The 26,341-nt window shown below is 40.5% G+C and carries 26 protein-coding genes and 1 pseudogene; 18 read left to right on the top strand and 9 right to left on the bottom strand.

The genetic code is table 11. The features are described from left to right. Positions 1-35: 35 nt before the first annotated feature. Entirely contained in the window at positions 36-527 is a 492-nt protein-coding gene (locus ASU1_RS00720; RefSeq protein ID WP_014990955.1) for a YajQ family cyclic di-GMP-binding protein, read from the bottom strand. Positions 528-576: 49 nt separating this feature from the next. Continuing rightward, positions 577-1,446, bottom strand: a complete 870-nt coding sequence (gene serB / locus ASU1_RS00725; RefSeq protein WP_014990956.1) for a phosphoserine phosphatase SerB — start codon at positions 1,444-1,446, stop codon at positions 577-579. Between the two features lie 91 nt (positions 1,447-1,537). Here serB and ASU1_RS00730 point away from each other — a divergent pair, with 91 nt between their 5' ends. Both ASU1_RS00730 and infA read left to right on the top strand, forming a co-directional pair. Then, complete coding sequence (locus tag ASU1_RS00730; protein ID WP_014990957.1) at positions 1,538-2,215, top strand: YtjB family periplasmic protein; 678 nt, start codon at positions 1,538-1,540, stop codon at positions 2,213-2,215. 91 nt (positions 2,216-2,306) lie between these two features. Continuing rightward, positions 2,307-2,525, top strand: a complete 219-nt coding sequence (infA, locus tag ASU1_RS00735) for a translation initiation factor IF-1 (RefSeq protein WP_005598198.1) — start codon at positions 2,307-2,309, stop codon at positions 2,523-2,525. Between the two features lie 153 nt (positions 2,526-2,678). Here infA and ASU1_RS00740 read toward each other — a convergent pair whose 3' ends face one another. From ASU1_RS00740 to ASU1_RS00755, 4 genes are all read right to left on the bottom strand, one after another. Then, positions 2,679-3,866 carry a BaiN/RdsA family NAD(P)/FAD-dependent oxidoreductase gene (locus ASU1_RS00740; protein ID WP_014990958.1) on the bottom strand — a complete coding sequence of 396 codons (1,188 nt, stop codon included), beginning with the start codon at positions 3,864-3,866 and terminating at the stop codon, positions 2,679-2,681. After that, positions 3,866-4,216, bottom strand: a complete 351-nt coding sequence (locus ASU1_RS00745) for a DsrE/DsrF/TusD sulfur relay family protein (RefSeq protein ID WP_014990959.1) — start codon at positions 4,214-4,216, stop codon at positions 3,866-3,868. The genes ASU1_RS00740 and ASU1_RS00745 overlap by 1 nt, the downstream gene beginning before the upstream one ends. Before the next feature lie 99 nt (positions 4,217-4,315). Further along, positions 4,316-5,611, bottom strand: coding sequence for an NCS2 family permease (locus tag ASU1_RS00750; RefSeq protein WP_014990960.1), 1,296 nt, complete (start codon positions 5,609-5,611; stop codon positions 4,316-4,318). A 94-nt stretch (positions 5,612-5,705) separates the two neighbouring features. Next, entirely contained in the window at positions 5,706-6,707 is a 1,002-nt protein-coding gene (locus tag ASU1_RS00755) for an oxidoreductase (protein ID WP_014990961.1), read from the bottom strand. 89 nt (positions 6,708-6,796) lie between these two features. Here ASU1_RS00755 and ybaK point away from each other — a divergent pair. The 7 genes and pseudogenes from ybaK (at position 6,797) to ASU1_RS00790 (ending at position 14,152) form a co-directional block, all read left to right on the top strand. Then, positions 6,797-7,269: pseudogene (gene ybaK, locus ASU1_RS00760) on the top strand (Cys-tRNA(Pro)/Cys-tRNA(Cys) deacylase YbaK). Positions 7,270-7,477: 208 nt separating this feature from the next. After that, a complete protein-coding gene (gene ybfE, locus ASU1_RS00765; protein WP_014990963.1) occupies positions 7,478-7,771 on the top strand; it encodes a LexA regulated protein in 294 nt (97 codons plus the stop codon). Positions 7,772-7,781: 10 nt separating this feature from the next. Then, complete coding sequence (gene fldA, locus ASU1_RS00770; RefSeq protein ID WP_005621908.1) at positions 7,782-8,306, top strand: flavodoxin FldA; 525 nt, start codon at positions 7,782-7,784, stop codon at positions 8,304-8,306. A gap of 27 nt (positions 8,307-8,333) precedes the next feature. Continuing rightward, a complete protein-coding gene (gene fur, locus ASU1_RS00775) occupies positions 8,334-8,783 on the top strand; it encodes a ferric iron uptake transcriptional regulator (RefSeq protein ID WP_014990964.1) in 450 nt (149 codons plus the stop codon). Positions 8,784-8,963: 180 nt separating this feature from the next. After that, positions 8,964-11,636 (top strand): PqiB family protein, encoded by a 2,673-nt coding sequence (locus ASU1_RS00780; protein WP_014990965.1) that lies wholly within the window; start codon positions 8,964-8,966, stop codon positions 11,634-11,636. A gap of 57 nt (positions 11,637-11,693) precedes the next feature. Further along, positions 11,694-12,203 carry an S-ribosylhomocysteine lyase gene (luxS, locus tag ASU1_RS00785; protein WP_014990966.1) on the top strand — a complete coding sequence of 170 codons (510 nt, stop codon included), beginning with the start codon at positions 11,694-11,696 and terminating at the stop codon, positions 12,201-12,203. 104 nt (positions 12,204-12,307) lie between these two features. Further along, positions 12,308-14,152, top strand: coding sequence for an ABC transporter ATP-binding protein (locus ASU1_RS00790; RefSeq protein ID WP_014990967.1), 1,845 nt, complete (start codon positions 12,308-12,310; stop codon positions 14,150-14,152). 76 nt (positions 14,153-14,228) lie between these two features. Here ASU1_RS00790 and hxpB read toward each other — a convergent pair whose 3' ends face one another. Then, complete coding sequence (hxpB, locus tag ASU1_RS00795; RefSeq protein ID WP_039194797.1) at positions 14,229-14,879, bottom strand: hexitol phosphatase HxpB; 651 nt, start codon at positions 14,877-14,879, stop codon at positions 14,229-14,231. Positions 14,880-15,090: 211 nt separating this feature from the next. Here hxpB and ASU1_RS00800 point away from each other — a divergent pair, with 211 nt between their 5' ends. From ASU1_RS00800 to ASU1_RS00815, 4 genes are all read left to right on the top strand, one after another. Then, positions 15,091-15,654, top strand: a complete 564-nt coding sequence (locus ASU1_RS00800) for a flavin reductase family protein (protein ID WP_014990969.1) — start codon at positions 15,091-15,093, stop codon at positions 15,652-15,654. An 81-nt stretch (positions 15,655-15,735) separates the two neighbouring features. Continuing rightward, positions 15,736-16,410 (top strand): UPF0149 family protein, encoded by a 675-nt coding sequence (locus tag ASU1_RS00805; RefSeq protein WP_014990970.1) that lies wholly within the window; start codon positions 15,736-15,738, stop codon positions 16,408-16,410. Between the two features lie 109 nt (positions 16,411-16,519). Then, positions 16,520-17,560, top strand: a complete 1,041-nt coding sequence (locus ASU1_RS00810; protein ID WP_014990971.1) for a Gfo/Idh/MocA family oxidoreductase — start codon at positions 16,520-16,522, stop codon at positions 17,558-17,560. Between the two features lie 132 nt (positions 17,561-17,692). Beyond that, a complete protein-coding gene (locus tag ASU1_RS00815) occupies positions 17,693-19,036 on the top strand; it encodes an FAD-dependent oxidoreductase (RefSeq protein ID WP_014990972.1) in 1,344 nt (447 codons plus the stop codon). A gap of 113 nt (positions 19,037-19,149) precedes the next feature. On the opposite strand, the gene ASU1_RS00820 is transcribed toward ASU1_RS00815, so the two are convergent. Further along, positions 19,150-20,043 (bottom strand): LysR family transcriptional regulator, encoded by an 894-nt coding sequence (locus tag ASU1_RS00820; protein WP_014990973.1) that lies wholly within the window; start codon positions 20,041-20,043, stop codon positions 19,150-19,152. A 100-nt stretch (positions 20,044-20,143) separates the two neighbouring features. Here ASU1_RS00820 and ASU1_RS00825 point away from each other — a divergent pair, with 100 nt between their 5' ends. The 4 genes from ASU1_RS00825 to argH all read left to right on the top strand — a co-directional run bounded on the left by ASU1_RS00825 (position 20,144) and on the right by argH (position 23,315). Continuing rightward, positions 20,144-20,440, top strand: a complete 297-nt coding sequence (locus ASU1_RS00825) for a YciI family protein (protein ID WP_014990974.1) — start codon at positions 20,144-20,146, stop codon at positions 20,438-20,440. Between the two features lie 10 nt (positions 20,441-20,450). Then, complete coding sequence (locus ASU1_RS00830) at positions 20,451-21,008, top strand: NAD(P)H-dependent oxidoreductase (protein WP_014990975.1); 558 nt, start codon at positions 20,451-20,453, stop codon at positions 21,006-21,008. Continuing rightward, complete coding sequence (locus ASU1_RS00835; protein ID WP_014990976.1) at positions 21,008-21,703, top strand: putative quinol monooxygenase; 696 nt, start codon at positions 21,008-21,010, stop codon at positions 21,701-21,703. Before ASU1_RS00830 ends, ASU1_RS00835 begins: the two co-directional genes overlap by 1 nt. A gap of 235 nt (positions 21,704-21,938) precedes the next feature. After that, positions 21,939-23,315, top strand: coding sequence for an argininosuccinate lyase (argH, locus tag ASU1_RS00840; RefSeq protein ID WP_014990977.1), 1,377 nt, complete (start codon positions 21,939-21,941; stop codon positions 23,313-23,315). A gap of 233 nt (positions 23,316-23,548) precedes the next feature. Here the strand turns inward: argH and ASU1_RS00845 are convergent, their stop codons facing one another. Further along, positions 23,549-25,105: a SulP family inorganic anion transporter gene (locus ASU1_RS00845; protein WP_039194800.1), complete on the bottom strand. Its 1,557-nt coding sequence runs from the start codon at positions 25,103-25,105 to the stop codon at positions 23,549-23,551. Positions 25,106-25,369: 264 nt separating this feature from the next. Between ASU1_RS00845 and ASU1_RS00850 the strand changes: the two genes are divergently transcribed. Further along, a complete protein-coding gene (locus tag ASU1_RS00850; protein ID WP_014990979.1) occupies positions 25,370-26,341 on the top strand; it encodes a RodZ domain-containing protein in 972 nt (323 codons plus the stop codon).

Here is a 26,341-nt window from a genome sequence, read left to right on the forward strand (position 1 = left end):
AAATTTGCAAAAAAATTGCAAAATTTAACCGCTTGTTAGTCGCGGAAGTTATTAAATTGGAACGGCTGACCAAGTTCTGCGCCTTTTACCAGCTGGATTGCCGCTTGTAAATCATCACGAGATTTGCCAGTTACACGTACTTGCTCACCTTGAATTTGGGTCTGAACTTTAATTTTTGAATCTTTGATCAATTTTGTGATCTTCTTCGCCATTTCTGTTTCGATACCTTGTTTAAGTTTAATCTCTTTTGAGTAGAGTTTACCGTGGTGTTCCGCTTCACTTGGAATATCAAGTGAGTTGTGTTCGATACCACGTTTTACACAAGAACCGATTAAAATCTCGATTAATTGCTCTAATTGGAAATCAGATTCGGTGGTTAATTTAATGCTTTCGTTTTTTTCGTTAAGCTCAATAATTGCTTCAACACCACGGAAGTCATAACGTGTGCTTAAAACACGGTTAGCATTTTCAACGGCGTTACGCACTTCGTGCATGGTAATTTCAGAAACGATATCAAAAGATGGCATTTTTTATTCCTCATTATTGAAAACTACGGCTAACACAGCTTGCATTAGCTTAGTTGGATGATACATAGAGATTTTTCGCATTAAGCAGCACGCACAATGCGCTCAAGTCGCCAAAGTTTATCACAAATTTCGCCTGTTCTTGAACTTTTGGTTTAGCGTGCAGCGCAACCCCGAGGGTAGCGGTTTTGATCATCGGTAAATCATTGGCGCCATCACCAATCGCTACCCACTGAGTTTGTGGAATATTAAATTGTTCGCCCAACTTGGTTAAAGTTTCCGCTTTATATTGTGCATCCACCACTTTACCCAGCACGACACCGGTTAACTCGCCGTCAATAATTTCTAACTGATTCGAAACTGCATAATCCAACTGATATTTCTCTTTTAAATAATCAGCGAAATAGTCAAAACCGCCCGAGGCAATTGCAAGTTTCCAGCCGTATGCTTTTAGCTCGCTGACCATTTGTTCAAAGCCGTCCATCAGCGGTAGCTTTTCTCGTACGGTTTGCAAAATACTTTCCGGTGCATTTTCCAGCGTACCAACTCGTTTACGTAAACTTTGCTCAAAATCCAGTTCTCCACGCATCGCACTTGCGGTAATTGCTGAGACGATTTCACCGGAACCCGCGAGCTTGGCAATCTCATCAATACATTCGATTTTAATTGCGGTGGAATCCATATCCATAACCAATAAGCCGGCTTCCGCAAGATTCGGCACAATCGCTAAATCCGCCACATCTGCTGCTACTTGGCTTGCCGCTTCACGTAACTCGCAAGCGGTCAAATTTGTTTCAAAAAATGCAAGGCTATAGCCTAAATAGACCGCTTGTTTTAACAATTTTGCATCGGTTTGTAGTGAGAATTGCTGAATTTGCTGTTCGCTTAGTTGCTTGGCAAAGATAAAAATGGTGTTTGGCATAGTGTTCTCTTTTTAATAGACATTTTGGAATTGTGCATAGATAATGCGTATTTGAATTATCTATTATCGACTATTTATTAGCAATTAATCTATGTATTTACCCCGTGAAAAACTCGTGAAAATCGGTTTACTTGCCGGAATTAGCGCATTATGTGTAATGGTTGTGAGTGTGATTTTAAGCGGCGTTAACCAGTTTAAATTAGGTTCACAACTGGCGAGTGTTAATCAAGTTTCCAACCTTTCGCATTTATTAGTGCGTCAACAAGCGAATTTGTTTTCGTTGATGTTAGTGAAAAATGTAAAAAACGAAGATTTGATCGAAGCATTAGACACGTTTTCGAAAGAAGATTTTGTAATTGATGCCAGTTTGTATTCACCGTCAGGCACTTTGATTGCCCAAAGCCATAATGCTTTAGAATTTAAATCGTTACTTAAGCAAGACAAGACGGAAGAGAATGCTCAGCAACTAGCAACCCAACAAATCGTAGAGCCGATTTTTTCTCAGCAAGATTTAGTCGGTTTTTTGCGTGTGACATTTGATGCGGAATATGGGCAAACGACCAAAAGTAAAGTGGAGCGCATTTTCCATCAGCTATATGGCCAACTGATTATTTTAGTCTTGGCAGGCATCTTGCTTGCAAGTAGTTACCATTATTTCTTCCGTCGTAAAAGCGTGGTGATTCATTCATCGGTTAAGCTGCCGACAACCACGACTAAGACTCAAACCCAACGTTTTCATTCACGTCGCCGTACATTTAGACGTAAGTAATCGCTTGGAAATGATTGTAATTTAGGCTGATGAGAGTATAATAAACCCCGTTTTTTTATTTATATCCAAACCCTAATTTAAAGAGGAATCAATGGCTAAAGAAGATTGCATTGAGATGCAAGGTACAATTTTAGAAACCTTACCAAATACAATGTTTCGTGTGGAATTAGAAAACGGTCACGTTGTTACCGCACATATTTCAGGTAAAATGCGTAAAAACTATATCCGTATTTTAACCGGTGATAAAGTAACGGTAGAAATGACGCCATACGATTTAAGCAAAGCACGTATTATTTTCCGTGCACGTTAATTGAAAGCTTAAAACAAAAAACGGAAGTTGAGAAATCAGCTTCCGTTTTTTGTTTTATCCCGTTTGGCTTGAGGTTGTTTTATTGACTTTGAGTAATATTATTCTTCCAAGCCAAATATCCGTGTTCTCAGTGCATTCCGTGGTTTATAAATACTATTTTTCAATAATCGCTTCCGCACAAGCAAAAGCGGACGACCACGCCCATTGGAAATTATAGCCGCCGAGCCAGCCGGTCACATCCAACACTTCACCGATAAAATAAAGACCTTCGGTATGTTTCGCTTGCATTGTTTTTGACGAAATAAAATCAGTATCTACGCCACCCATTGTGACCTCGGCGGTGCGATAACCTTCCGTTCCGTTGGGTAAAAATTGCCAATGGTGAATCAGTTGATCTAACTGAGCTAATTCCGTTTTGCTTAACTGAGCAATCACATTATCTTTGAAATCACCTTGTTCCAGCCAAAGCTCGACTAATTTTTTCGGTAAGTAACGACTTAATACGGTTTTTAGCTGTAATTTCGGCGAAGATTGACGCAATTCGGTTAAGATTGTTGAAATGTCATCAGAGGGTAACAAATCAATTTCCACCGTTTCACCCAAGTCCCAATAATTAGAAATTTGCAAAATTGCCGGGCCGGATAAACCTCGATGAGTAAACAACATTTGATTACTAAAACTTTGCTGCCCACAAGTGGCGCGAATCGGTAACGCAATGCCGGAAAGTGTCGCAAAATGTTTGTCCGAGTCTTTCCAAGTAAAAGGCACAAGGCTTGCTCGTGGCGGAATCACCGGAATATTGAATTGCTCGGCAATTTTATAACCGAATGGGCTAGCGCCTAACGCTGGCATAGATAAGCCGCCGGTGGCGATGACTAAATGCTCGGTTTCAAAGGTTTCACTAGCGGTCTGAATTTGGAAATTTTTTGCAAATTTTTCGACAGAAATGACCGCTTGTCGTAAAAAGATTTCCACTTTGCCTTTGTCACATTCCGCTTGCAGTAAATCGACAATTTGCTGCGAGCTTTCGTCACAGAATAATTGTCCTAATTCTTTTTCGTGGTAGCCGATTCCGTATTGTGCGACTAAAGCGATAAAGTCCCAATTGGTATAACGAGCCAGCGCCGATTTTACAAAGTGTTTATTTTGGCTGAGGTAATGATTCGCCGTAACCTCTAAATTAGTAAAGTTACAAAAACCACCGCCGGACATTAAAATTTTACGTCCGATCTTTTTACCCGGGTCTAAAACGGCGACTCGTTTGCCGGCTTGTCCAAGTTGTGCGGCGCAAAATAAACCGGATGCGCCGGCGCCAATGATAACGACATCAAAATGTTGCATTAGAAATTTAATACCTTGTCTGCTTCGATTGTCCAATCCGCCAGTTCAATTAACGTACCGATTTCTACACCGTCTGCCAGTGGTAATTCAGTAATGCCACGTGCATTGGTACAGGTTTTGCAAAGTTTAACGGTTGCGCCCTGTGCGGTGAGAATTTCCAGCATTTGTTGTAGGTTGTAGCCTTCCGCCGGATTTTGTTTTTTCAAACCTGCCGTGACGGAATCGGACATTAAGAATAATTTGATTTGAGCTTTATGCTGTTCTTGAATTTGTAGCGCTAAACGTAAACCGCTAAATAAAGATTCATTGCCGTAAGGCGCTGAGTTGAAGATAAAGAGGAGTTTTTGCATAAGTGTTCCCTTAAAAAGACGGAATACACAAAACAAGCGGTCTAATTTTGCATATTTTTTACCAAAGTTGCTGTTTGTGTATTCCGTGGTTAAGCGTTATTAGCCAACCCAAACAAATTTTGCGATAAATAATAATGATACTACCGCAACAGATGGATTGATTTCTTTCCAACGACCGGTACAAGCTTTCATCACACAATATGAAATAAAGCCGAATGCAATACCTTCGGTAATTGAATAAGTAAACGGCATCATTGCTGTCGTGATAAACGCCGGAGTCGCTTCGGTTAAGTCATCCCATTTCACTTCAATTAAACTTGAAGCCATTAAAATGCCCACGAAAACTAATGCACCGGCAGTTGCATAAGCCGGAACGACACCAGCAAGCGGCGAGAAGAAAATGGTTAATAAGAATAAGATACCTACGGTTACCGCAGTTAAACCGGTACGACCGCCAACGGATACACCTGAGCCGCTTTCGATATAAGTACTGATTGCCGATGTTCCCATAAATGAACCTGCCATTGCTGCAGTACTGTCCACTAATAACGCTTGTTTCATACGTGGGAAGCGACCTTGTTCATCGGCAAAACCGGCTTTGGTGGTTACCGCAATTAATGTACCTGATGAGTCGAATAAGTTTACTAACATAAAAGAGAAAATAATGCCGAGTAAACCGACATCTAACGCACCGGCAATATCCACCTGACCGACTACCGCATCTAAACTTGGCGGCATAGACATTACACCGTTAAAACTTACCGCAGGGTCAAAGATCAACGCTAATGCAGTGACTACAGCGATAGAAATAAGTACGCCTGAGTGAATGCCTTTTGCGGCTAACACCACAATAATAAAGAAGCCTAAGATGCCCATTAATACTTTTGGATCGTGCAGATCGCCCAGCGCAACAAGTGTTGCCGGGTTTGCTACTACTAAGCCCATATTTTTAAAACCGATAAGGGCGATAAATAAACCGATACCCGCACCGATACCGACACGTAAACCGAGCGGAATGGCGGACATAAACCAATAACGAATTTGTAAAACAGTTAATAAGAATAAGCCGACTGAGCCTAAGAAAATTGCGCCCATACCCACTTGCCATGAGTAACCTAATTTTTGTACTACCACAAAAGCGAAAAACGCATTTAAGCCCATTGCCGGTGCAAGTGCGATAGGAAGATTACTGAATAAGCCCATCGCAATCGTACCGAATGCAGCGATTAAACAGGTGGTGACGAAAACCACTTGGGTATCCATACCTGCTACACCAAGAATAGACGGGTTAACGAACACGATGTAAACCATGGTGAAGAAGGTAGTAATACCTGCCACGATTTCTGTTTTGGCATTAGAGCCTTTTGCGGATAATTGGAACAAACGTTCTAACATAAAAACCTCAAATAAAAAGAAAGAAACCATGGAACAGAAAGCGATACAAGGCGCAAACACAACCTTTTATCGTTTTGTTCCATGGCGGATAAAATTAGTATTCCAACACTAAGTTGAGAAGTTGAACGGCTAAGAATGCCAAGCTGAATTTTTGCTCGTCAGCAACCGACCAGAATTGCACCTCGTTTTCTGATTTTGTGAGTAATTGGCTGATTTGAAGTAAGTTTTCTTCTTCATTTTCACCGTTTTTAACAGGTGTCATCACGCTTTCTTCGTGGAAGCGTAACCAATTTTGTTGTTGCCATTCTGCGCTAACACTCTCAACGTCTAATTGATATTCCGAATGTAAGGTGACCATTTGTGAAATACCGTAAAAGACCGGTGTTTGCACCGAATGGAAAGTGGTAGAAGCGGTTAAATTTGGTAAAACTTTTGCAAGTTGTAATTCAAAGACACGAGAGAACGGTAAGTTTTTCTCTTCGCCTTGCACATTTGCCGGCACGGTATCAAATGCGATACGTTCTGCATTTTCATCAAACGGAATACCGTTTAACAACCGAGCGGTTTGACCGGCAAGTTCTTTAACTTTTTCATCACCGAAATATGCTGCCGGTAGCAATGAGGTTACAAAAATATGGCTTAACGGCTGAGCTAAGAATGGTTTGAGGGTTAACGCTAATTGTGAAATTTGCGGGTTAGCCAGTGCCACGATATTACGTTCACGTAAGTTTGCGATCGCTTCGTCATTTACGCTTGGCACGACCACTGGCACATTGGCAATTAATGCAGTGATGCCGTAAAGATCGAGTACGATACAACCGGCTTGCACTGCTTGTGCCAAAATTTCGGCTTGCGCCATTTTTCCGGCAAAGAAAACGTGGCTGAAATCCGCCCAATTTACTTCATCAATCGCAATTTGCTCGATCGCTTTGCTGCCCATATAAAGTGATTGTTCTTCACCAAACGGTTCGATTTCGATCGCAGAAATATTGTCTAAACGCAAATCACTCTCTGCTAGTGCTTCAAGTAACTTTGATGACAAGGTAAAATCAGCGGCAATAGCTAAACGGATATCGGATGTAATTGAATTAGACATAGGTGAGTTGCTCCTTTTTTATACGCTTGATTTAGCGTAACGCACACACAAAGGGAGTAATTGTACAATATTTTTAAGAGGAAAAACTAATGACCCCAGCAATAAATTTATTAAAAAACAAAAAATTGCACATACGCTTCATCCTTATGAACATGATCCGAATAACACTAATTTCGGCCAAGAAGCGGTGGAAAAATTAGGCATTGATGCTAAGCAGACATTTAAGACATTATTAGTGGCGGAAAACGGTGATCAGAAAAAATTAGCGGTGATGGTTGTGCCGGTTTCGCATACGCTAAATTTAAAACGTGCGGCGAGTGCGCTCGGTGTGAAAAAAGTGGAAATGGCGGATAAAGATATCGCCCAAAAAACGACCGGTTATTTGCTGGGAGGAATTAGCCCTCTAGGTCAGAAAAAACGCTTAACTACCGTGATTGATAGCTCCGCACAACAATTTGTCACGATGTTTGTATCAGGCGGTAAACGAGGCTTAGATGTGGAACTTGCACCACAAGATTTGGCAAGTTTGCTCAATGCAACTTTTGCCGATATTAAAGAGTAACAAGCGGTTGATTTTGGGTGGAATTTTGCAAAGCAAACACAAATCTACGCTTTCTGAAAAGTTCCGCAAATCCAATGTAAATTTAGGGCGTGCAATTTCCAAGACTAAATTAGTATGGTATAGTTCACACCTCATTAGTTAGTAGCGTCTCATTCTCAATTAGAATGATCTATTGGAATGATAGGCAAATATCTCTCGTGTGGAACAAATGGCAAAACAGGATGCAGATTGTATAACGCTAGATCTGTTCGCAACCGTGCCAAAAGTTGGGCGACCACGCACTAATCCTTTAAGTCGGGAACAACAAGTTCGAATTAATAAACGAAATCAGCTTAAACGAGATCGCTCGTCCGGGCTTAAACGTGTTGAATTAAAACTACATTCGGACTTAGTGCAGACTTTGGAAGAGGAAGCTTCCCAACGTGGAGTGACACGCGGACAGTTAATCGAAATTATTTTAAATGATTATATCGGCAACAATTTCGCCGACTTAGAAAAATAGGTAAATTCAAATGGCAGTGGTAGGTTTATTCTACGGTAGCGATACTGGTAACACAGAAAATATTTCAAAAATGATTCAGAAAGAACTTGGTGCGAATTTAGTGGATATTCGTGATATCGCGAAAAGTACCAAGGAAGATATTGAGGCTTACGATTTCTTATTATTAGGTATTCCGACTTGGTATTACGGCGAATCTCAAGCAGACTGGGATGACTTTATGCCGACTTTAAAAGAGATTGATTTTAGCGGTAAAGTTATCGGTATTTTTGGTTGTGGTGACCAAGAAGATTATGCGGAATATTTCTGCGATGCAATGGGAACTATTCGTGACGTAGTAGAACAAAATGGTGGAGTGATTGTTGGTCATTGGTCAACAGAAGGCTATAGTTTTGAAGTTTCACAAGCGTTAGTTGATGAAAATACATTCGTTGGTTTATGTATCGATGAAGATCGCCAACCGGAATTAACCAGTGAGCGCGTAAGCCGTTGGTGTAAACAACTTACTGAAGAAATGTGCTTAGATCAATTAGCATAGTAATTGGATAGACAAAGGGTGACAGTTATGTCTGAAGAGAATACAAAACTTCTTAAAAGTGTTGGCTTAAAAGTAACCGAGCCTCGCTTAACCATTCTTGCGTTAATGCAACAACATCGCGATCAAATGCAGCACTTTTCTGCAGAAGATATTTACAAACTCTTATTAGAACAAGGTTCTGATATTGGTTTAGCAACGGTTTACCGTGTATTAAACCAATTTGAAGAGGTTGGTATTTTACTTCGCCATAACTTTGATGCGAACAAAGCGGTATTCGAGCTTAACGTAGAGCAAGAACACGATCATATTATCTGTATGGATTGCGGTAAGGTATTTGAATTTAAAGATCCGGATATCGAACGCCGTCAGCGCGAAATCAGTCAACAACATGGTATGGAATTAGCGACTCACAGCTTATATCTCTATGCTAAATGTAATGACATTGCGCATTGTGATTCATCAAAAGATAAAAAATAATTGATTTTGAATCCGTGAAATCGGTAGATTTGTATGGATCTCTAGCAAAATATACCGAAGGTTTTTGAAACCTTCGGTTTTATGCTATCTAAAGGATGCTAAAAATCGCTTACAAGCGGTCATTTTTAGTTTGTTTTTTACGAAAGTAAACCACTAAAGTTGTCGAGATAAACGATAGATATGACAGATGAAAATGCTTTAAGCTCCGTACCGGCAAAGGTGCGTCAGCCTCGTAAAATTTCGCCATTTTGGTTGTTACCGATTGTTGCGTTTGCTATCGGTTGTTTGCTCTTTTTTCAGATTTTGAAAGAAAGAGGTGAAACAATTACGATTCGTTTTAACGAAGGGGATGGCATTACTGCCGGTAAAACGGTGATCCGTTACCAAGGCTTACAAATCGGTCAGGTAAAAAAAGTATATTTCGTAGATGATCTGAAAAAAGTAGAGGTTCAAGCTGAGATCAATCCGGAAGCTAAGAGTGTATTACGGGACGATACAAAATTCTGGCTAGTTAAACCGAGCGCCTCAATTGCTGGTGTTTCCGGATTAGATGCTTTAGTTTCCGGTAACTACATCACGCTTTTACCGGGTGAAGGTAAAAGCGCGAATGAATTTATTGCAGAAGAAGAGCCGCCTGCGGTGGCGGTAACCGACGGTGATTTATTGGTTCGTTTGATCTCGAATGATTTGGGATCGATTACCGTTGGGGCGAGCGTTTACTTCCGTAAAGTGCCGGTCGGGAGCATTGCTGATTACCGTTTTACCAATGATCAGAAAAAAGTTGAAATTGATGTCGTGATTGATAAAAAGTATGCCAATCTTGTAAAACAAAATTCGCATTTCTGGAATATAAGCGGTATTACTGCCAATGTCGGTCTTGGCGGTGTATCGGTGAACGTAGATAGCCTTGCCTCAGTTGTACAAGGGGCAGTTGCATTTGATTCACCGGATGATTCGTTACAAGCGGACCAAGGACAAAAGTTTCAGCTGTACGAAAATTTAAGTTCGGCAAAACGAGGTACGGAAGTAAAAGTAACTTTACCGATTATGCCGAATCTTAAAGTGAATGAAACGCCGGTATTTTTCCAGAATATGCAAGTCGGTGTGCTATCGAACTTAGAGCTTTCAGTCCCTGTTGATAACGAAAATACACAAACAAAAGCTGAAAATTCGCAAGATAAAGGCGTGATGAAAGGTACATTATTGATCGATCCTAACCACGTCGATTTATTGCGCCAAGGCAGTAAAATTTTACTAAAAGAGCCTAAATTTAATTTAAATAAAGAGCAAATTAGTAAAATTAATGAGCTTTTCCGTGGTCTGTATTTTGATATAGAAGCTGGCAAAGGTGAGCCCAAACTTGAATTTGAAGTGCAGAAAGAAGCGGATTATTTACTTTCTCGCCCGAATTTACTGGCGTTAACCTTTACTGCACCGCAATCATATAGCGTTGATCAAGGGCAGGGAATTTACTATAACGATGTACAAATCGGTGAATTGCTGAAACGTAAGTTAACTTTGGACGGAGTAACTTTCCAAGGTATTATTTATCCGCCATATCGCCATTTAGTTGCCGGTAACAGTAAATTTGTTGCGATTTCAAACTTAGATGTATCGGTTGGTTTAGATGGAATGCGAGTACAAGCCGGTTCACCGACGGATTGGTTAAAAGGCGGTATTCGACTATTAACGGACAAAGCGCAAGGCGAGGCCAAAAAGCAGTATCCGCTTTATAAAGATGTTGAAAGTGCCGAAGCCGGTATCGTTGATGATCATAAAAAGACAACTTTAACCTTATCGGCTGATGATTTATCCGGTATTGATAAAGGCTCTGTGGTGCTTTATCGAAATTTCCAAATCGGTGAAGTACTGAAAGTGCGTCCTCAAAAAAGTAAATTTGAAGTCGATTTATTTATTGAACCGGCGTATCGCCATTTACTCAGTGATAAGAGCCGTTTCTGGATTGAGCCGGCCGTTTCTGCCGAGCTTTCTATGAAAGGTTTGAATGTACAAGCCGCACCACTTATGCGCACTTTGAAAGGCGCAATCAGCTTTGATAACGGCGGTACTAAAGGTGATAAAACCTTATATGCCAGCCAAGCAAAAGCGACTTCGGGCAATACGCGTATTACCTTAATTGCCAAAGATGCTTCCAAACTTTCAAAAGGTATGGACATCAAATATATGGGGTTAACTATCGGTCAGATTGAATCGCTTGAGTTACAAAATGTAAAGAAACAGATAAAAGCGACCGCTTACATTGATAGCCAGTATTATGCTTTAGTGGCGAAGGAAGGCAGTCGATTTAGTGCGATTTCACCGGAAATCACCACCAGCGGCGTTAAAAATATTGATGCGGCGTTACAAAATTACATTAATGTCGATGTTGGGAACGGCAATCGCAAAACGCAATTTAATTTAAGCGATACCGATACCAATAAAACTATTTATGCGAACGGTTTCCCAGTGATTGTTGAAACTAGTGATGCACGTGGAATTGAGGTAGATGCGCCGGTGCTTTACCGAGGTATGCAAGTGGGGATCGTCAAACGTCTAAATCTAAGTGAATTAGGTGACAGAGTGATGATTCACTTGAGTATCGAAAGTAGATACCAACATTTGGTGCGTAATAATACTGAATTCTGGGCGGCTTCCGGTTATACCATGGATGTCAGCTTACAAGGAGTGAGTATGAATTCGGGCACCATGTCGCAGTTATTAAAAGGCGGTATTGAATTCTCAACCCCATCGGGCAGAGTGGTACAGCCGCAAGCGAAACCGAATCGTCATTTCTTATTACAACGTAAGATTCCGCAAGAAGCGCCTGAATGGGATCAAGGAATCGCAGAATAATTTCAGAATATGGGGTAATTATCGTTACCCCCTTTAAATTTTAAATTGGAGTAAAAAATGCCTTTATTAGATAGCTTTAAAGTTGATCACACTCGTATGAACGCACCGGCTGTACGTGTTGCAAAAATGATGACCACCCCAAAAGGTGATACGATTACCGTATTCGATTTACGTTTTTGCCGTCCGAATATTGATATTTTACCGGTGCGTGGTATCCATACGATGGAACACTTATTTGCCGGCTTTATGCGTGATCATTTAAATAGCGAAAATGTGGAAATCATTGATATTTCACCGATGGGCTGCCGTACCGGTTTCTATATGTCGTTAATCGGTACGCCAAGCGAAGCGGATGTGGTTTCGGCATGGACTAAATCAATGGAAGATGCTTTACATAAAGTGCCGGATGTGTCAAAAATTCCGGAATTAAACGAATATCAATGCGGTTCTTATAAAGAACATTCGCTGGAAGAAGCGCATCAAATTGCTCGTGATGTGTTAGCCAAAGGTATTGGCGTAAACCGTAACGAAGATTTAGCGCTTGATGAGAAATTATTAAATCCATAGTCATTCAAAAAGGCGTAATTTTTATTACGTCTTTTTCTTCTGCAAAATATATTCTAATTTTGACAGACGCACCTTGCGTCTTTTAGTTTTTTCAGGAAAGTAAGATGTTAAACAAAATTTTCAGCTGGTTTGAGGCGAGAATCGAAACCTATCCGGAAGATGCGCCCAGCACGCCAAAAGCCGGAATTATTCCGTTTATCTTTGAAGCGACCAAAGGTATGCGAGGTTATTTAGTCATGCTAACCGTGTTAGTTGCGGCGGTCGGGATTATCGAAGCGGTGCTGTTTCAATTTATGGGTGAATTGGTTGACTGGGTAGCAAAATATTCTCCGGTGCAACTTTGGGCGGAGAAAAGCGGTAGTATTATTGCAATGTTTTGCATCGCTTTGTTAGGGATTTTATTTGTTTTTTTAGCGAGTAGCATCCGCTTTCAATCGTTACAAGGCGTATTTCCAATGCGCTTGCGCTGGAATTTCCACCGTTTAATGCTCGGTCAGAGTATGGGCTTTTATCAAGACGAATTTGCCGGACGAGTTTCAGCAAAAGTGATGCAAACCGCTTTAGCCGTACGTGATGTGATTATGACCTGTGCGGATATGTTGGTTTACGTTGCGGTTTATTTAACGACTTCCAGTGTGATCTTATTGCAGTTTGACGGTTGGTTGTTTTTGCCATTTATTCTATGGGTTATTGCATTGGCGGTGACGATCCGCATTTTCGTCCCGAAATTGGCGGAAGCGGCACAGGAACAGTCGGACGCTCGTAGCTTGATGACCGGTCGTATTACCGATGCTTATTCAAATATTGCCACGGTAAAATTGTTCTCACACGGCAACCGTGAGTCGGCGTATGCGAAAGAATCAATGCAAGAATTTATGGTCACCGTGCATAAACAAATGCGTCTGGTAACAGTCATCGAAACCCTTACCAATGCGATGAGTATCGGTTTAATCGTTGCAACTGCCGGTATTGGTTTATGGTTATGGGGTGCAGAATTAGTTACTGCCGGTGCGATTGCCACTTCAACTGCTTTAGCTTTACGTATTAAAGGCTTATCGCAATGGATCATGTGGGAGTTTGCTCGTTTATTTGAAAACTTGGGCACGGTACAAGACGGTATGCAAACGCTATCAAAACCGCATACGGTAGTAGATAAAGCGGATGCAAAACCGTTGGAAGTCAGCAAAGGTGAAATTAAATTCGAGCACGTCAATTTTGCGTATGATCCGAAAAAGCCGTTGCTTAAAGATTTTGAATTAACCATTAAAGCCGGTGAAAAAGTCGGTTTAGTCGGACGCAGCGGTGCCGGTAAATCGACACTCACTAACTTGTTGCTACGTTTTTACGATATTCAAGACGGCTCAATTACGATTGATGGTCAAAATGTACGTGATATTACCCAAGAGAGCCTTCGCTCACAAATCGGTTTAGTGACGCAAGATACTTCGCTATTACATCGTTCAGTGCGTGAAAACTTACTTTACGGTCGTCCGAATGCGACCGAGGAAGAAATGCTTAAAGCGGTAGAAAAAGCGGCAGCGGCGGAATTTATCCCGAATCTACAAGATGCAAAAGGCAGAACCGGTTTTGATGCGCACGTAGGCGAACGAGGGGTAAAACTCTCAGGTGGTCAGCGTCAACGTATTGCGATTGCGCGTGTGATGTTAAAAGATGCGCCGATTCTGTTATTGGATGAAGCAACCAGTGCGTTGGATTCGGAAGTGGAAGCTGCGATTCAAGAAAACCTAACCGAGCTAATGGATGGCAAAACGGTAGTGGCAATTGCTCACCGTCTTTCAACCATTATGGCGATGGATAGACTGATTGTGTTAGATAAAGGTGAAATTGTGGAACAAGGCAGCCACGAAGAATTACTGGCACAAAATGGGGTTTACGCTAAACTTTGGGCACACCAAAGCGGTGGGTTCTTAGCTGAAGATATTCACTAATTCTTCATACATAACAAGCGGTCGAATTTGCAGAAAATTTTGCAAATTCGACCGCTTGTCATTTATGCGCCAGTCATTAAAGCTGTGCTAAAAACGGCTGATTAATCGCATTCATTTGTGCCAATTTAAAATCTGCTAATGCCCAGTAATTTTCATGAAATTCTAGTGGATTTGGGATCACAATACAGCTCATCGAAGCGGCTTTAACTGAGATCATACCCGTTTTAGAATCTTCAATCCCGACGCATTCGGCAGGGGCGATTCCTAAGCCTTGTGCCGCTTGTAAATATACTGCCGGATGTGGCTTGCTATAAGGCAGCTCTGCGCCGGAAGCGATATAACTGAAATAATCGGCAATACCACAACTTTTGACAATGTTTTCTAACATATAGCGTGGTGACGCAGAAGCAATTGCGATTTTTATGTCATTTTGTGCAAGTAATTCCAAGGTTTCCGGTACGCCATTCATCAGCGGTTTCGCTTTTAAAATATTACTGATTGCCGCATCTAATAGTTCTTGAGCGACTTTTTCGATATCCAAAGGCTTTTGGTACAATTCACTGGCATATCGTAATACTGGTACGGACGGCATTCCTCGAGTACAGGCAAGTTCTTGTTCGGTAATCGGAATACCATAGTGATGTAAAAGATCTAACTCTGTCTGTTGCCATAAGGGTTCTGAGTCAATCAGCACGCCGTCCATATCAAAGATAAATGCTTTTTTCATAATTTTTCCTTACTTGTAAACATAGTGCTAAATATTGTACAAGATTTAATCTTTTCGATTGAAATAATTATTTCATTTCACTTGGCAATGATCAAAAAGCGGTGAGATTTACCTGATTTTTTACGATACTAAAATTAGTATGTTTTATGCTGAAACCGTGTGTACAATATAGCTTACGTTTTATTAATTAGCTTATTTACTAGGAGAAAAAATGGCGATTGTTTCTGTTCCGGTTGAAAAATCATACCGTTTACTCAATATTGGCCCGACAACGTTAGTTTCGGCAAAAGCGGATAACATTGAAAATGTCATGGCGGTGGCTTGGTCTTGTGCCTTGGATTACGGCCCGCTTTCTAAGGTTACAACCGTATTAGATAAGCAAGCTTTTACACGAGGTTTGGTTGAGAAAAGCGGTTTATTTGCGATTCAAATTCCGGTAGCAAACCAAGCGGAATTAGTGCTGAAGCTCGGTTCGACTTCACGTCATAGCGATCCTCATAAATTGGATAATGTTGAGATTTTTTATCAAGACGGTTTTGATATTCCGTTGGTAAAAGGTTGCGCTGGGTGGATTTTATGTGAATTGATCCGAAATCAAGAGAACCAGCAAGATCATGATCTTTTTATCGGAAAAGTGTTAGCGGCTTATGCCGATGATCGCGTGTTTAAAGATAACCACTGGATTTTTGACCAAGCTGAAAATGACCTACGTACGCTACATTATGTTGCCGGAGGACAGTTTTATTTGATTGGCGAAAGTTTGGAAGTGAAATAGCGCTTTCATGCTAGCGGCTAATGACTAGCTCGCCAAAAAGTAGCATAATACGCCCCTTAAATTTTATCAGTAGGAGAGACAATGAGCGATAAATTAGCCGCACCTTTAACCAGTGAAGAATTTGAGTTACTTGATGAGCTATTATTTTCGTATGCCAATAAAGGCGATGAAGATGCGATTTTATTAAACGTTTCGGAATTAGATGGTTTTTTAACCGCAATTTTATCATCCGTAAATGTACCGGCAATGACGGATTGGTTACCGATTTTGTTTAATAATGACGTGCCTAATTTAGAAGACAAACGTTCGAAGCAATTTATTGAGTTGGTTTCTCGTCATTACAATTCATTGGCCCAAACACTTCTCAACGACAAAAAAGAATATCACCCGATTTTTTGGGAAGAGCGTGTCGGTCGCCGTAAATTAGTGGTCGTTTCTCCTTGGTGTGGTGGCTATATTGTTGGCACAATGGCGGCAAATTGGCAAAATCTCTCAGCAGAAATTCAGCCATATTTTGATTTAATCGAACAGCACGCCAAATCAAGCTATGCGGAGCAAATGCCACCGTTGGAAGAGCAGCGCAAAATTGAAAAAGCGCTTCGTAATGCGGCATTAGCTATTTTTGAACAGGTTAATGAAGCTGCACCATTACTTGAAAAGCCACAACCTTACGTAAATCAAAATAAAGTGGGCGTAAATGAGCCTTGTCCGTGTGGAAGCGGTAAAAAATACAAAAAATGTTGTATGAATAAATAATCACTAAGCCGTATCTTGTTGTGCAAGATACGGCTTTTTTTGCAAAAAAAGCGGTAAATTTAACCGCTTTCTTTTAGAATAGATTAAAGATTATATTTAGGAGAAAATAATGAAAGTGATAAATGTAGCGATTGCCGGTGTCGGCTATTCCAGCCGAGTTTTTCATGTGCCTTTTTTTAAACAAGATGCTCGCTTTCAAATTATGAAAGTTTTTGAACGTACTACAAATAATGCACAGCTTTGGTTACCAGAAGTCGAAACCGTACGTAGCTTTGATGCCTTATTGAGTGATGAAGTGGATTTAGTGGTGATCACCACACCAAATCAAACGCACTATGAGATGGTGAAAAGTGCGTTATTAGCTGGTAAACACGTTTTAGTTGAGAAGCCGCTTGTAGCGAGTGCCGCAGAAGCATTAGAACTAGAACAGTTAGCTAAACAGCAAAATGTGGTGCTATATGTTTACCAAAATCGCCGTTGGGATAGCCATATTGCCACTGCAAAAGAAGTCTTGGCTAAAAATTTAGTGGGCGAGGTAGTGGATTGTGAAATTCGCTTTGATCGTTATGCCAAAGGTAAAAATGCCAAAGTATGGAAAGAAGCGGGCGATCGTGGCACTGGGTTAGTTTATGACTTAGGTGTACATTTGATTGACCAAGCGGTTTATCTGTTTGGCAAGCCGCAAGCGGTATTCGCCGATATTCGTTATCAGCATGATAAAGCGTTGGTGGACGATAATTTTGATTTACATCTCTACTACGAAAACGGTTTAAAAGTTGCCTTACAAGCGTCTAAATATGCACGAGAACCAAGCCCTGCATTCGTATTGCATGGCAAAAACGGCTCTTATATGAAACAAGCGACAGACAGCCAAGAAGCGCATTTAAGCAAAGGTGTGCAGCCAATTGGCAACTGGAATGCAGAGCCGGAAACTGAATGGGGCATATTACATACGGAAATTGACGGTGAAGTAATTCGTAAGCCTTACCCGAATGCTCAAGCCAGTTATCAAAATTTAGTGGATGATTTATACCAAGTACTCACAACAAGTGCAGAGCCAATCGTAAAATTAGCAGAAGTCACTTTAGTTTTACGTATTATCGAAGCGGCATTTGAAAGTGCGCATAAAGGTCAGAAGATTACGTTATAAGTAAAACGGAAGGTTTACAAGCGGTTGGATTTGCAAAAAATTTTGCAGATTCGACCGCTTTTTTTTGTAAGGTTTCAATTATATATCATGACTTATAACAACTTCGTTTAATGATAGATTTAAGGATATTGTATGGAACAGCTCTCAGTAGAGAATTTAGTGATTGGTTTTGGTAAAGCTGGAAAAACCTTAGCGACGGATTTAGCTAAAGCAGGACAATCAGTGATTTTGGTGGAACAAAGTGAAGCAATGTACGGCGGCACTTGTATCAATATTGGTTGTATCCCTTCTAAAAAATTATTGGTAGAAGGACAGAAAGGGCAAAATGTGGCGGATAAAGTCACTGTATTTAATCAGTCAATGACGGCAAAAAACGGCTTAATCGGTAAATTGCGTACCGCAAATTTTGCTAAGTTAGATAGCCTTGAAAATGTGCGTATTATTACCGCCAAAGCGAGTTTTAAAGACGAACATACTGTGTTATTAAACGGTCGTGACGGCGAATTTGAAGTAGGTGCCGATAAAATTTTTATCAATACCGGTGCGAGTTCAAATCGTTTAGCGATTGAAGGAGCGGATAGCGCGAGAATTTATGACAGTACGGGAATTCTATCTTTAACTGAGCGCCCGGATCGCCTTGTGATCGTTGGCGGCGGTTATATTTCATTAGAATTTGCCTTTATGTATCAAGCATTTGGTAGCCAAGTTACTATTTTAGAGAATGGCGATACTTTCTTGGCACGTGAAGATCGTGATATGGCGGAAGCGATGCTTGATGTATTGAATCGTAAAGGTATCCAAGTGCATTTAGGTGTGCAAACGGAACGTTTCATTGAAAATGCAGATTCGACTACCGTAGCCACCAATCAAGGTGAATTTGTTGCCGACGCGGTATTAGTTGCGATCGGTCGCCGTGCGAATACAGAAGGTTTAGCGCTTGAAAATGCCGGTATTAAGCTAAATGAGCGAGGTGCAATCATTACCGATGAACAATTACGTGTTGCAGGTAAATCACATATTTGGGCGATGGGTGATGTTGCCGGTTCTGCGCAGTTTACCTACATTTCATTAGATGATTACCGCATTGTGCGAGACCAATTATTTGCAGAAGGTAAACGTAGCCGTGATGATCGTGCGGTATTCCCGACAGCGGTATTTACCGAGCCACCGTTTGCGCATATCGGTTTAACCGAAAGTGCGGCACAAAAATCGGGACGCAATGTAATTGTGAAGAAAATGAAAGCCGAAATGATTCCAAAAGCCAAAGTATTGGGTCAAACAGACGGATTGTTGAAAGCCATTATTGATGCAGATACGGATGAAATTTTGGGTGTAACGTTATTCTGTGCAGAAGCACATGAAATTATCAATCTGTTTAAAATGGCGATGGACTACAAAATTCCGGCAAGCTATGTCAAAAATCAGATCTTTACTCACCCGACAATTATTGAAGGCTTAAACGATTTATTTGCTTAGTTGGTGAAGAAAGTAATGCCTCATTTGTAAAATGATTTATATGTTGTTATAAAAAACCTGCACTTTAATTTGTTTGCTTATTAAGCTTAACCATTAAAGTGCAGTTTGTTTTTTTATTCAGTTGCGGTAAAAAACTCAATCACCGCTTTAATTCGCCCTACTTTTTGGCTGTGTTGCATAAAGTAAAGATATAACGCTCCAAAACTTTGCCAATGTTTTTCTAATACTGGTACAAATTCCGTTTTATCAGGCTGAATTGCCATTAATGGTTCAAAAAAACGCCCGATTCCCACCCCTTGCAAAATAGCAGATTTTGCCACCACCAAGCTATTAACGATCATCGGCATTGGCATTTCTATACGAATATTTTCCCCTTTATCTTGCAATGTTAATGGCATAACACGGTTACTGGTTGCAAAGCGAAAGCCGATCAGTTTATGTTGTTGTAATGCATTGAGTGTTTTAGGTAATCCATATTTCTGCTGATACGTTTTTGAAGCGTAAATGCCTAACCGAAATGGTTCAGTCAGCTTTTTAGCAACCATTTGTTCTTCAACCTGATTACCAAAACGAAATCCTAAATCAAATCCTTGTTTCAGAATATCTACCGTGCCGTCATTGATTGAAATTTCTAACTGAATATCTGGAAATTGCTCGGCAAATTCTCCTAATCTCGGTTCAATGAACAGCCAATAAGCAATATGTGGCACGGTCATACGAACCAACCCTTTTGGTTTCTCACTCAAATCTTGCACGGTTTCCACCGCCGTAGAAAGCGATTGCAAGGCATTTTTGGTACTGTCAATTAAGCGGTGTCCTGCTTCGGTTAATTCCATTTTTCGAGTGGTACGATTAAGCAAAGGTAAACCAACATGGTTTTCCAGTAACTTTAATGACTGACTTACTGAAGGTGATGCTATTTGTAGTCTTCGTGCAGCACCAGCAATTGAGCCTTCAGCGACAATAGTGTGGAAAACAGTTAGTGCATTGTAGATTGAACTATTCATTGTGTGATTTTACCTAAGAATGAATTAAGTATTTGCTATCTTATCATTAAAAATGATTGATTTAAAATAACCACACTTTCAACGAATAGAGGAACTCAAAATGTATATCATCAACATTGCTGTAAATAACAATGTAACTGCAGAACAACAAGAAAAACTTTTTGCTGAACACGTAGAATGGTTTAAAAAATACTTCCAAGCAGGCAGATTTTTAATGCTTGGGCCATTCAAAGATCAAGCCAACGCTGGCGTGATTTTTGCTCACACTGATAGCCGTGCGGAATTGGATCAAATTTTAGCGGAAGATTGTTACTACCCAAACTTAGCCGACTATGAAATCCGTGAATTTGAGCCAAAACTCATTGCAGCAAACATCACTGAATTTGCAGGAAAATAAGGATCTCAACATGAAAAGTGTGCTTATTGTTTCAGGACACCCGGATTTAACAACCTCTATCGCTAACCAAGTGATTTTAGATGAAACGGCAAAATTATTGCCGAATGCGGAAATCCGAAAATTAGATCAACTCTTTAAAAATGGTACGTTTGATATTGCTGCTGAGCAAGCCGCAGTACTCAATGCCGATATTATCGTATTCCAATTCCCATTCTCGTGGTTTAGTTTTTCTGGCGTAATGAAATTATGGTTAGACGAGGTGTTTGAACACGGTTTCGCTCATGGTTCAACCGCCAAATTAGCGGGCAAAAAATTGATTATCTCTACCACCACTGGTGCACCATTAGCGCTTTATCAAAAAGAGGGCTTTTTTGAGCATACAATGGAAGATTTTGCCCCGCAGTTTGAAATGATGGCAAAACTCTGCAACCTTGATTATGCAGGCTATATCTACACTAACGGTATCGGCTACACCAGCCGTGAAAACCAAGAAAAAATTGATGCCCAAAAACAAGAAGCAAAAAAACACGCAGAGCGTTTGAACAGCTTAATTAGGAGTTTGCAATAATGAAAAGATTGCTTACCACTTTTTTATTGGGAGTATCGACAATGAGTAATGCTGAGCAAAAAATGAGTCTATTTGAACTCACGGTCAAACCAGAACAACAGCAAGCGATTGATACGGTGGGTAAAACGAATCTTGGCACGTCAATTCAAACCGAAGCTGGTACGTTAGCAATGTTCCATACCGTGAAAAAAGATGAGCCAAGCAAAAATGTGATTTTGGAAATTTACCAAGATGAAGCTGCTTATCAAACACATATCAATGCGCCACATTTTAAACAGTTTGTTGAAGTTGCTAAAACTGCAGTAACTGGTCGTAAAGTCGAGCCACTAGATTCGCAAATTTTATTGGAAAAACAACCGCTTGCAATATTTGAAAACGGTGATTATCTCATTAATTTAGCTGAAGTGAGCGTGAACCCCGCACAAAATGAAGACTTTAAAGCAATTGTGTTAGATGAGATGAAACAATCAATGGCAAAAGAAAACGGCGTGATTTTAATGTACGCCGCTACACGCAAAGACCAACCGAATGAGTGGCGCTTTTTTGAAATCTATGCGAATGAAACAGCTTACCAACAGCACCGTAACACACCGCACTTTCAGGCCTATTTAAACCGCACTCAGCTAATGTTGGAACGTAAAAATATTACGGCTTTAGTGGGTAAAACATTAGTTAGTAAAGGTCTGTTTAAGTAAAAATTGACAATTTTTGGCTTTCGAAAATAGTCGTTAAAGTGCTTGATCTACGTATCTAACTCGCCTACATTTATATATTCCTGTGTGTAAATTATACAAATGGCAAAAAAATGAGGAAATTTAACCGCTTGTTATAAATAATTATTGAATAATTTTGCATATTTATGCAAAATATTCCTATTCAGATGTACAGGACATCTTTTAATAAGATTAAAGAAGCGAAAAGGAACACAATATGGCACTTTGGGGTGGACGTTTTAAACAAGAAGCTGATGCAAAATTTAAATTTTTCAATGACTCATTACGTTTTGACTATCGTTTAGCATTACAAGATATCGACGGCTCAATCGGTTGGGCGAAAGCGATTACTTCGGTTGGTATTTTAACCGAGCAGGAACACCAACAATTAGTGGTGGCGTTAAAAGAGCTACGTGCGGAAATTGAGCCGAATATTGCGATTATTTTACGTGATGATGCGGAAGATATTCATAGCTGGGTTGAATCAAAACTGATCGAAAAAGTCGGTGATTTAGGTAAAAAGCTCCACACCGGTCGTAGCCGTAACGACCAAGTTGCGGTGGATATGAAAATGTGGTGTAAAGTACAAGCGATCGTATTACAAGAGCGTATCCGCAACTTGCAACACAAATTGGTTGAAACCGCTGAAGCAAATCAAAATGCGGTAATGCCAGGTTATACCCATTTACAACGTGCGCAGCCGATTACTTTTGCGCACTGGTGTATGGCGTATTACGAAATGTTGGAGCGTGATTTCAGCCGTTTAAGCGATGCTTATAAACGCATGCACACTTGCCCGTTAGGCTCTGGTGCATTAGCCGGTACGGCGTATTCAATCGATCGTGATGCACTGGCACAGGATCTCGGTTTTGCGATTGGCACACGTAATAGCTTGGATTCGGTTTCGGATCGTGACCACGTGTTGGAACTGCTCTCAACCGCTTCAATCAGTATGGTACATTTATCACGTTTTGCTGAAGATCTTATTTTCTTCAATAGCGGTGAATCGGCATTCTTGGAATTATCGGATCGTGTCACCTCTGGTTCTTCATTAATGCCGCAAAAGAAAAACCCGGATGCGTGCGAGTTAATTCGTGGTAAATCAGGTCGTGTTTTTGGGGCATTATCAGGCTTGCTCACCACCTTAAAAGGCTTACCGCTTGCATATAATAAAGATATGCAAGAAGACAAAGAAGGCATCTTTGATGCGATGGAAACCTGGCAGGCTTGCTTAGAGATTGGGGCGTTAGTGCTGGAAGATATCAATGTGAACGTGGAGCGTACTCGTGAAGCGGCACAACAAGGTTATTCAAATGCAACTGAACTTGCGGACTACTTAGTGGCGAAAGGTATTCCATTCCGTGAAGCGCATCATATCGTGGGTGAAGCGGTAGTTTATGCCATCAGCAAACGTGAGCCGTTGGAAGCGTTAAGCGTAGCGGAATTTAAACAGTTCCACCCGGTGATTGATGAAGATGTTTACCCAATTCTTTCGTTAGAATCTTGTTTAGAAAAACGTAGCGCGAAAGGCGGGGTAAATCCGGAACGTGTCCGTGAAGCGATTGAAGCGGCTAAAGTAAATTTAGGTGCTTAGTTTTACCACGCACGGCAAGTCGTACGTGGTTACGATCAGCCTACAGCTGAGTGAGCCACTCTGTGGCTCTAGAACACTTTGTGATGGCACTCGTCTTTGAACATAACTGTTTGAGATATCATAACTTGCTAATATATAAAGGAAATCCCCCCTCTTTAGTAAAGAGGGGGGATTTCCTTTATAAGCTCCATTTATTCTGTGTATTCGGTGTTTTTCGTGGTTCAGAATAATATCTAAATTCGGCTACCGTGTTCTACTTTGACGTGGCTGGCGTGGTCGATTTCTTGGTTATTGTAATCGGATTTAAAGCCTTTTAAATAAACACGAATATGATTTTCTCGTGCGGTAATATTGGCGAAATCTTCAATTAATTCTAATACGTCCGAAGCAATGTAAGAGGTGCGAGAGGCATCAATAATCACTTTAGAGTTCGGTCGAATATTTTTTAAGGTCTTTTTAATTGCCGCTTTATTTAAAAACGAGACTTCTTCGGCAAGTTGCATTTTTATGTAACTTGCGTCTTCCAATTCTTCACGGCTTAAATAATAAGCGCGTTTCATGTTGCCTTGAAGTAAGAAGATAATACTAATTACTAAGCCCAATCCAACCCCTTTGAGTAAATCAAACGCCACCACTGCCGCTGCCGTCGCCACAAACGGAATAAATTGATAAATCCCTTTATGCCAAAAGTGTTTAAAGATCGTTGGGCGAGCTAATTTATAGCCGACCAAAATTAAGACAGCAGATAAAGTGGCTAAGGGAATTTGATTTAAAATTGTTGGAATTGCCAAGACACAAACAAACAGTAAAATGCCGTGAATAATACTTGAGAGTTTATGAGTTGCACCGGCATTGGCATTTGCAGAAGAACGTACAATTACTGCGGTAATTGGCAAGCCGCCTAATACGGAAGAGACAATATTTCCTACACCTTGTGCGCGTAATTCTTGATTAGTATCGGTAATACGGCGTTTGCTGTCTAAACGGTCGGCGGCTTCAATTGAGAGTAAAGTTTCGATTGAGGCTACGATCGCCATGGTTGCACCGGTTACCCATACAATAGATGAACCAAAACCGCTAAAATCCGGTAGGCGGACTAAATGGCGCATTTCTTGCCAATTTTGAGCAATCGGTAATTGCACGAGCTGATTAGCCGGAATAACTAAATGGCTACTGGTTGCGATAAATAGTTGGTTAATGCCGATACTGACGATAACGGCAACAAGTGCGGAAGGTAACATTTTCAATTGTTTCAAACGAGGGGAACTATCCCAAGCTAGCATAATAAACAGCGAAATAAACGCAATCAGTAATGAGCCTAAATGAATATTTAAATGGTGTTGTGTTAGTTCTGCGAAAACTTGTTTATTGCCTAACGCATAGGGCAGTTGCGAGAAAATAATCAGAATACCGATCCCTGCTAACATCCCTTCGATAACCGCTACCGGTATATAGTTAGTAATGCTACCGGCACGCAAAAAACCGAGCGAGAGCTGAATAGCGCCTGCTACAATACCGGCACACAAGAACAGTTCAAAACTACCGAGTTGATTAATGGCAGCGAGAACTATCGCCACTAATCCGGCTGCTGGGCCTGCGACACTAATATGTGACGTGCTTAGAAAACCAATGACGATACCGCCGATAATTCCCGAAATAATTCCCGATAATGGCGGAGCACCCGATGCAAGCGCAATACCTAAACATAAGGGTAAAGCGACTAAAAATACGACTAAACCGGAGGCAAAATTTTGCTTAAACAATCGTTCTTTATTTCTTTCGGAAATCATTGCGAATACCATATGTAAATCTATTTTGAGAAAAGCCGTTGTTTTGCTAAAACAACTCAAATGTTATTTTACGCTGGATTGTTTCGATAAACTTTGGTTTATGTCAGAGAAGTTGAAATTTATTTTAAAATTTGCAAAGAAATGACTGAATTTAACCGCTTGTTAAAAAAATTTGCTTGAATTTGCTTGTTAAGATTGCAAAACAAGCATTACATCTTTAAACTTCCGAATAATTTTCTGTAATTTTTAACCAAGAGCTTAGTTATGACTGAATCAATTAATCCGACACAAGAAAATCAAGATGTTCGTTCACTAGGACAAAAAATAAAACAAGCACGTGAGGCCTTAAATTTAAGTGTTGAAGATGTTGCTAAAAAAACAAATTTAAAGAAATCACATATCGAAGCATTAGAAAATGATATTTTCATTTTACAAAATGTAGCGCCGACTTTTGTTCGTGGCTATGTGCGTAACTATTTACGTTTTCTTCGTTTACCGGAAGAGTTAGTTTCAAGTGTTAATTATGGTGAAGTAACTATTCCAAAAGAAGCAGTTAAAACCCCTTCGGCAAAAGCTGTACAAAAATCACAAACACAATGGATGAAATATTTAACCGTATTGGTGTTATTAGCTGCAGCGGGGATGACATTATTGTGGTGGTGGCAAGATTACCAAAAAGAGCAAGAAAATCGCGACCAATTTGTGATTAGTTCTACTCCTGCAGAAGTCGCACCGAGCGTGCCTGTTACTCCTGCTCCGGTAACCGTAGCGCCACAGCCGGTACAACCGGTTGCGCCAGCCGTTGTTGAAGAAGTGAAAGTACCGGAAGTTACTGGGCCTGTCGTAAATACACCGGCAGTGGAAAGTGCGCCAGTAACCGTTCAATCGGAAGTTGTTGCTGCAGAACAACCGGCAGAAGCAGTGAATGTGTTACAACAAACAGTGGAAACGGGTACTACTGAAGAAACTAGCGAGCCGGCAGCGATTGGTAATGATGAATTACGTATTGAAGTCATTGGTAAAGAAAGCTGGATTACCGTAAAAAATACCAAAAGTAAAAGAAGCTTAGCAGAAAAATTATATAGCAACGGCGAAGTGTTAACCTTTAACGGTAACGAACAATATCGTTTAACGATTGGCGCACCGGCAAATGTAAAACTTTACTATAAAGGCCAAGAAGTACCGTTAAAAATTGATGGTCGTGTAGCTCGAATTCGTTTACCTTTAGCACAATAA

The sequence above is a fragment of the Actinobacillus suis ATCC 33415 genome, assembly GCF_000739435.1.
GTDB classification, from domain to species: domain Bacteria; phylum Pseudomonadota; class Gammaproteobacteria; order Enterobacterales; family Pasteurellaceae; genus Actinobacillus; species Actinobacillus suis.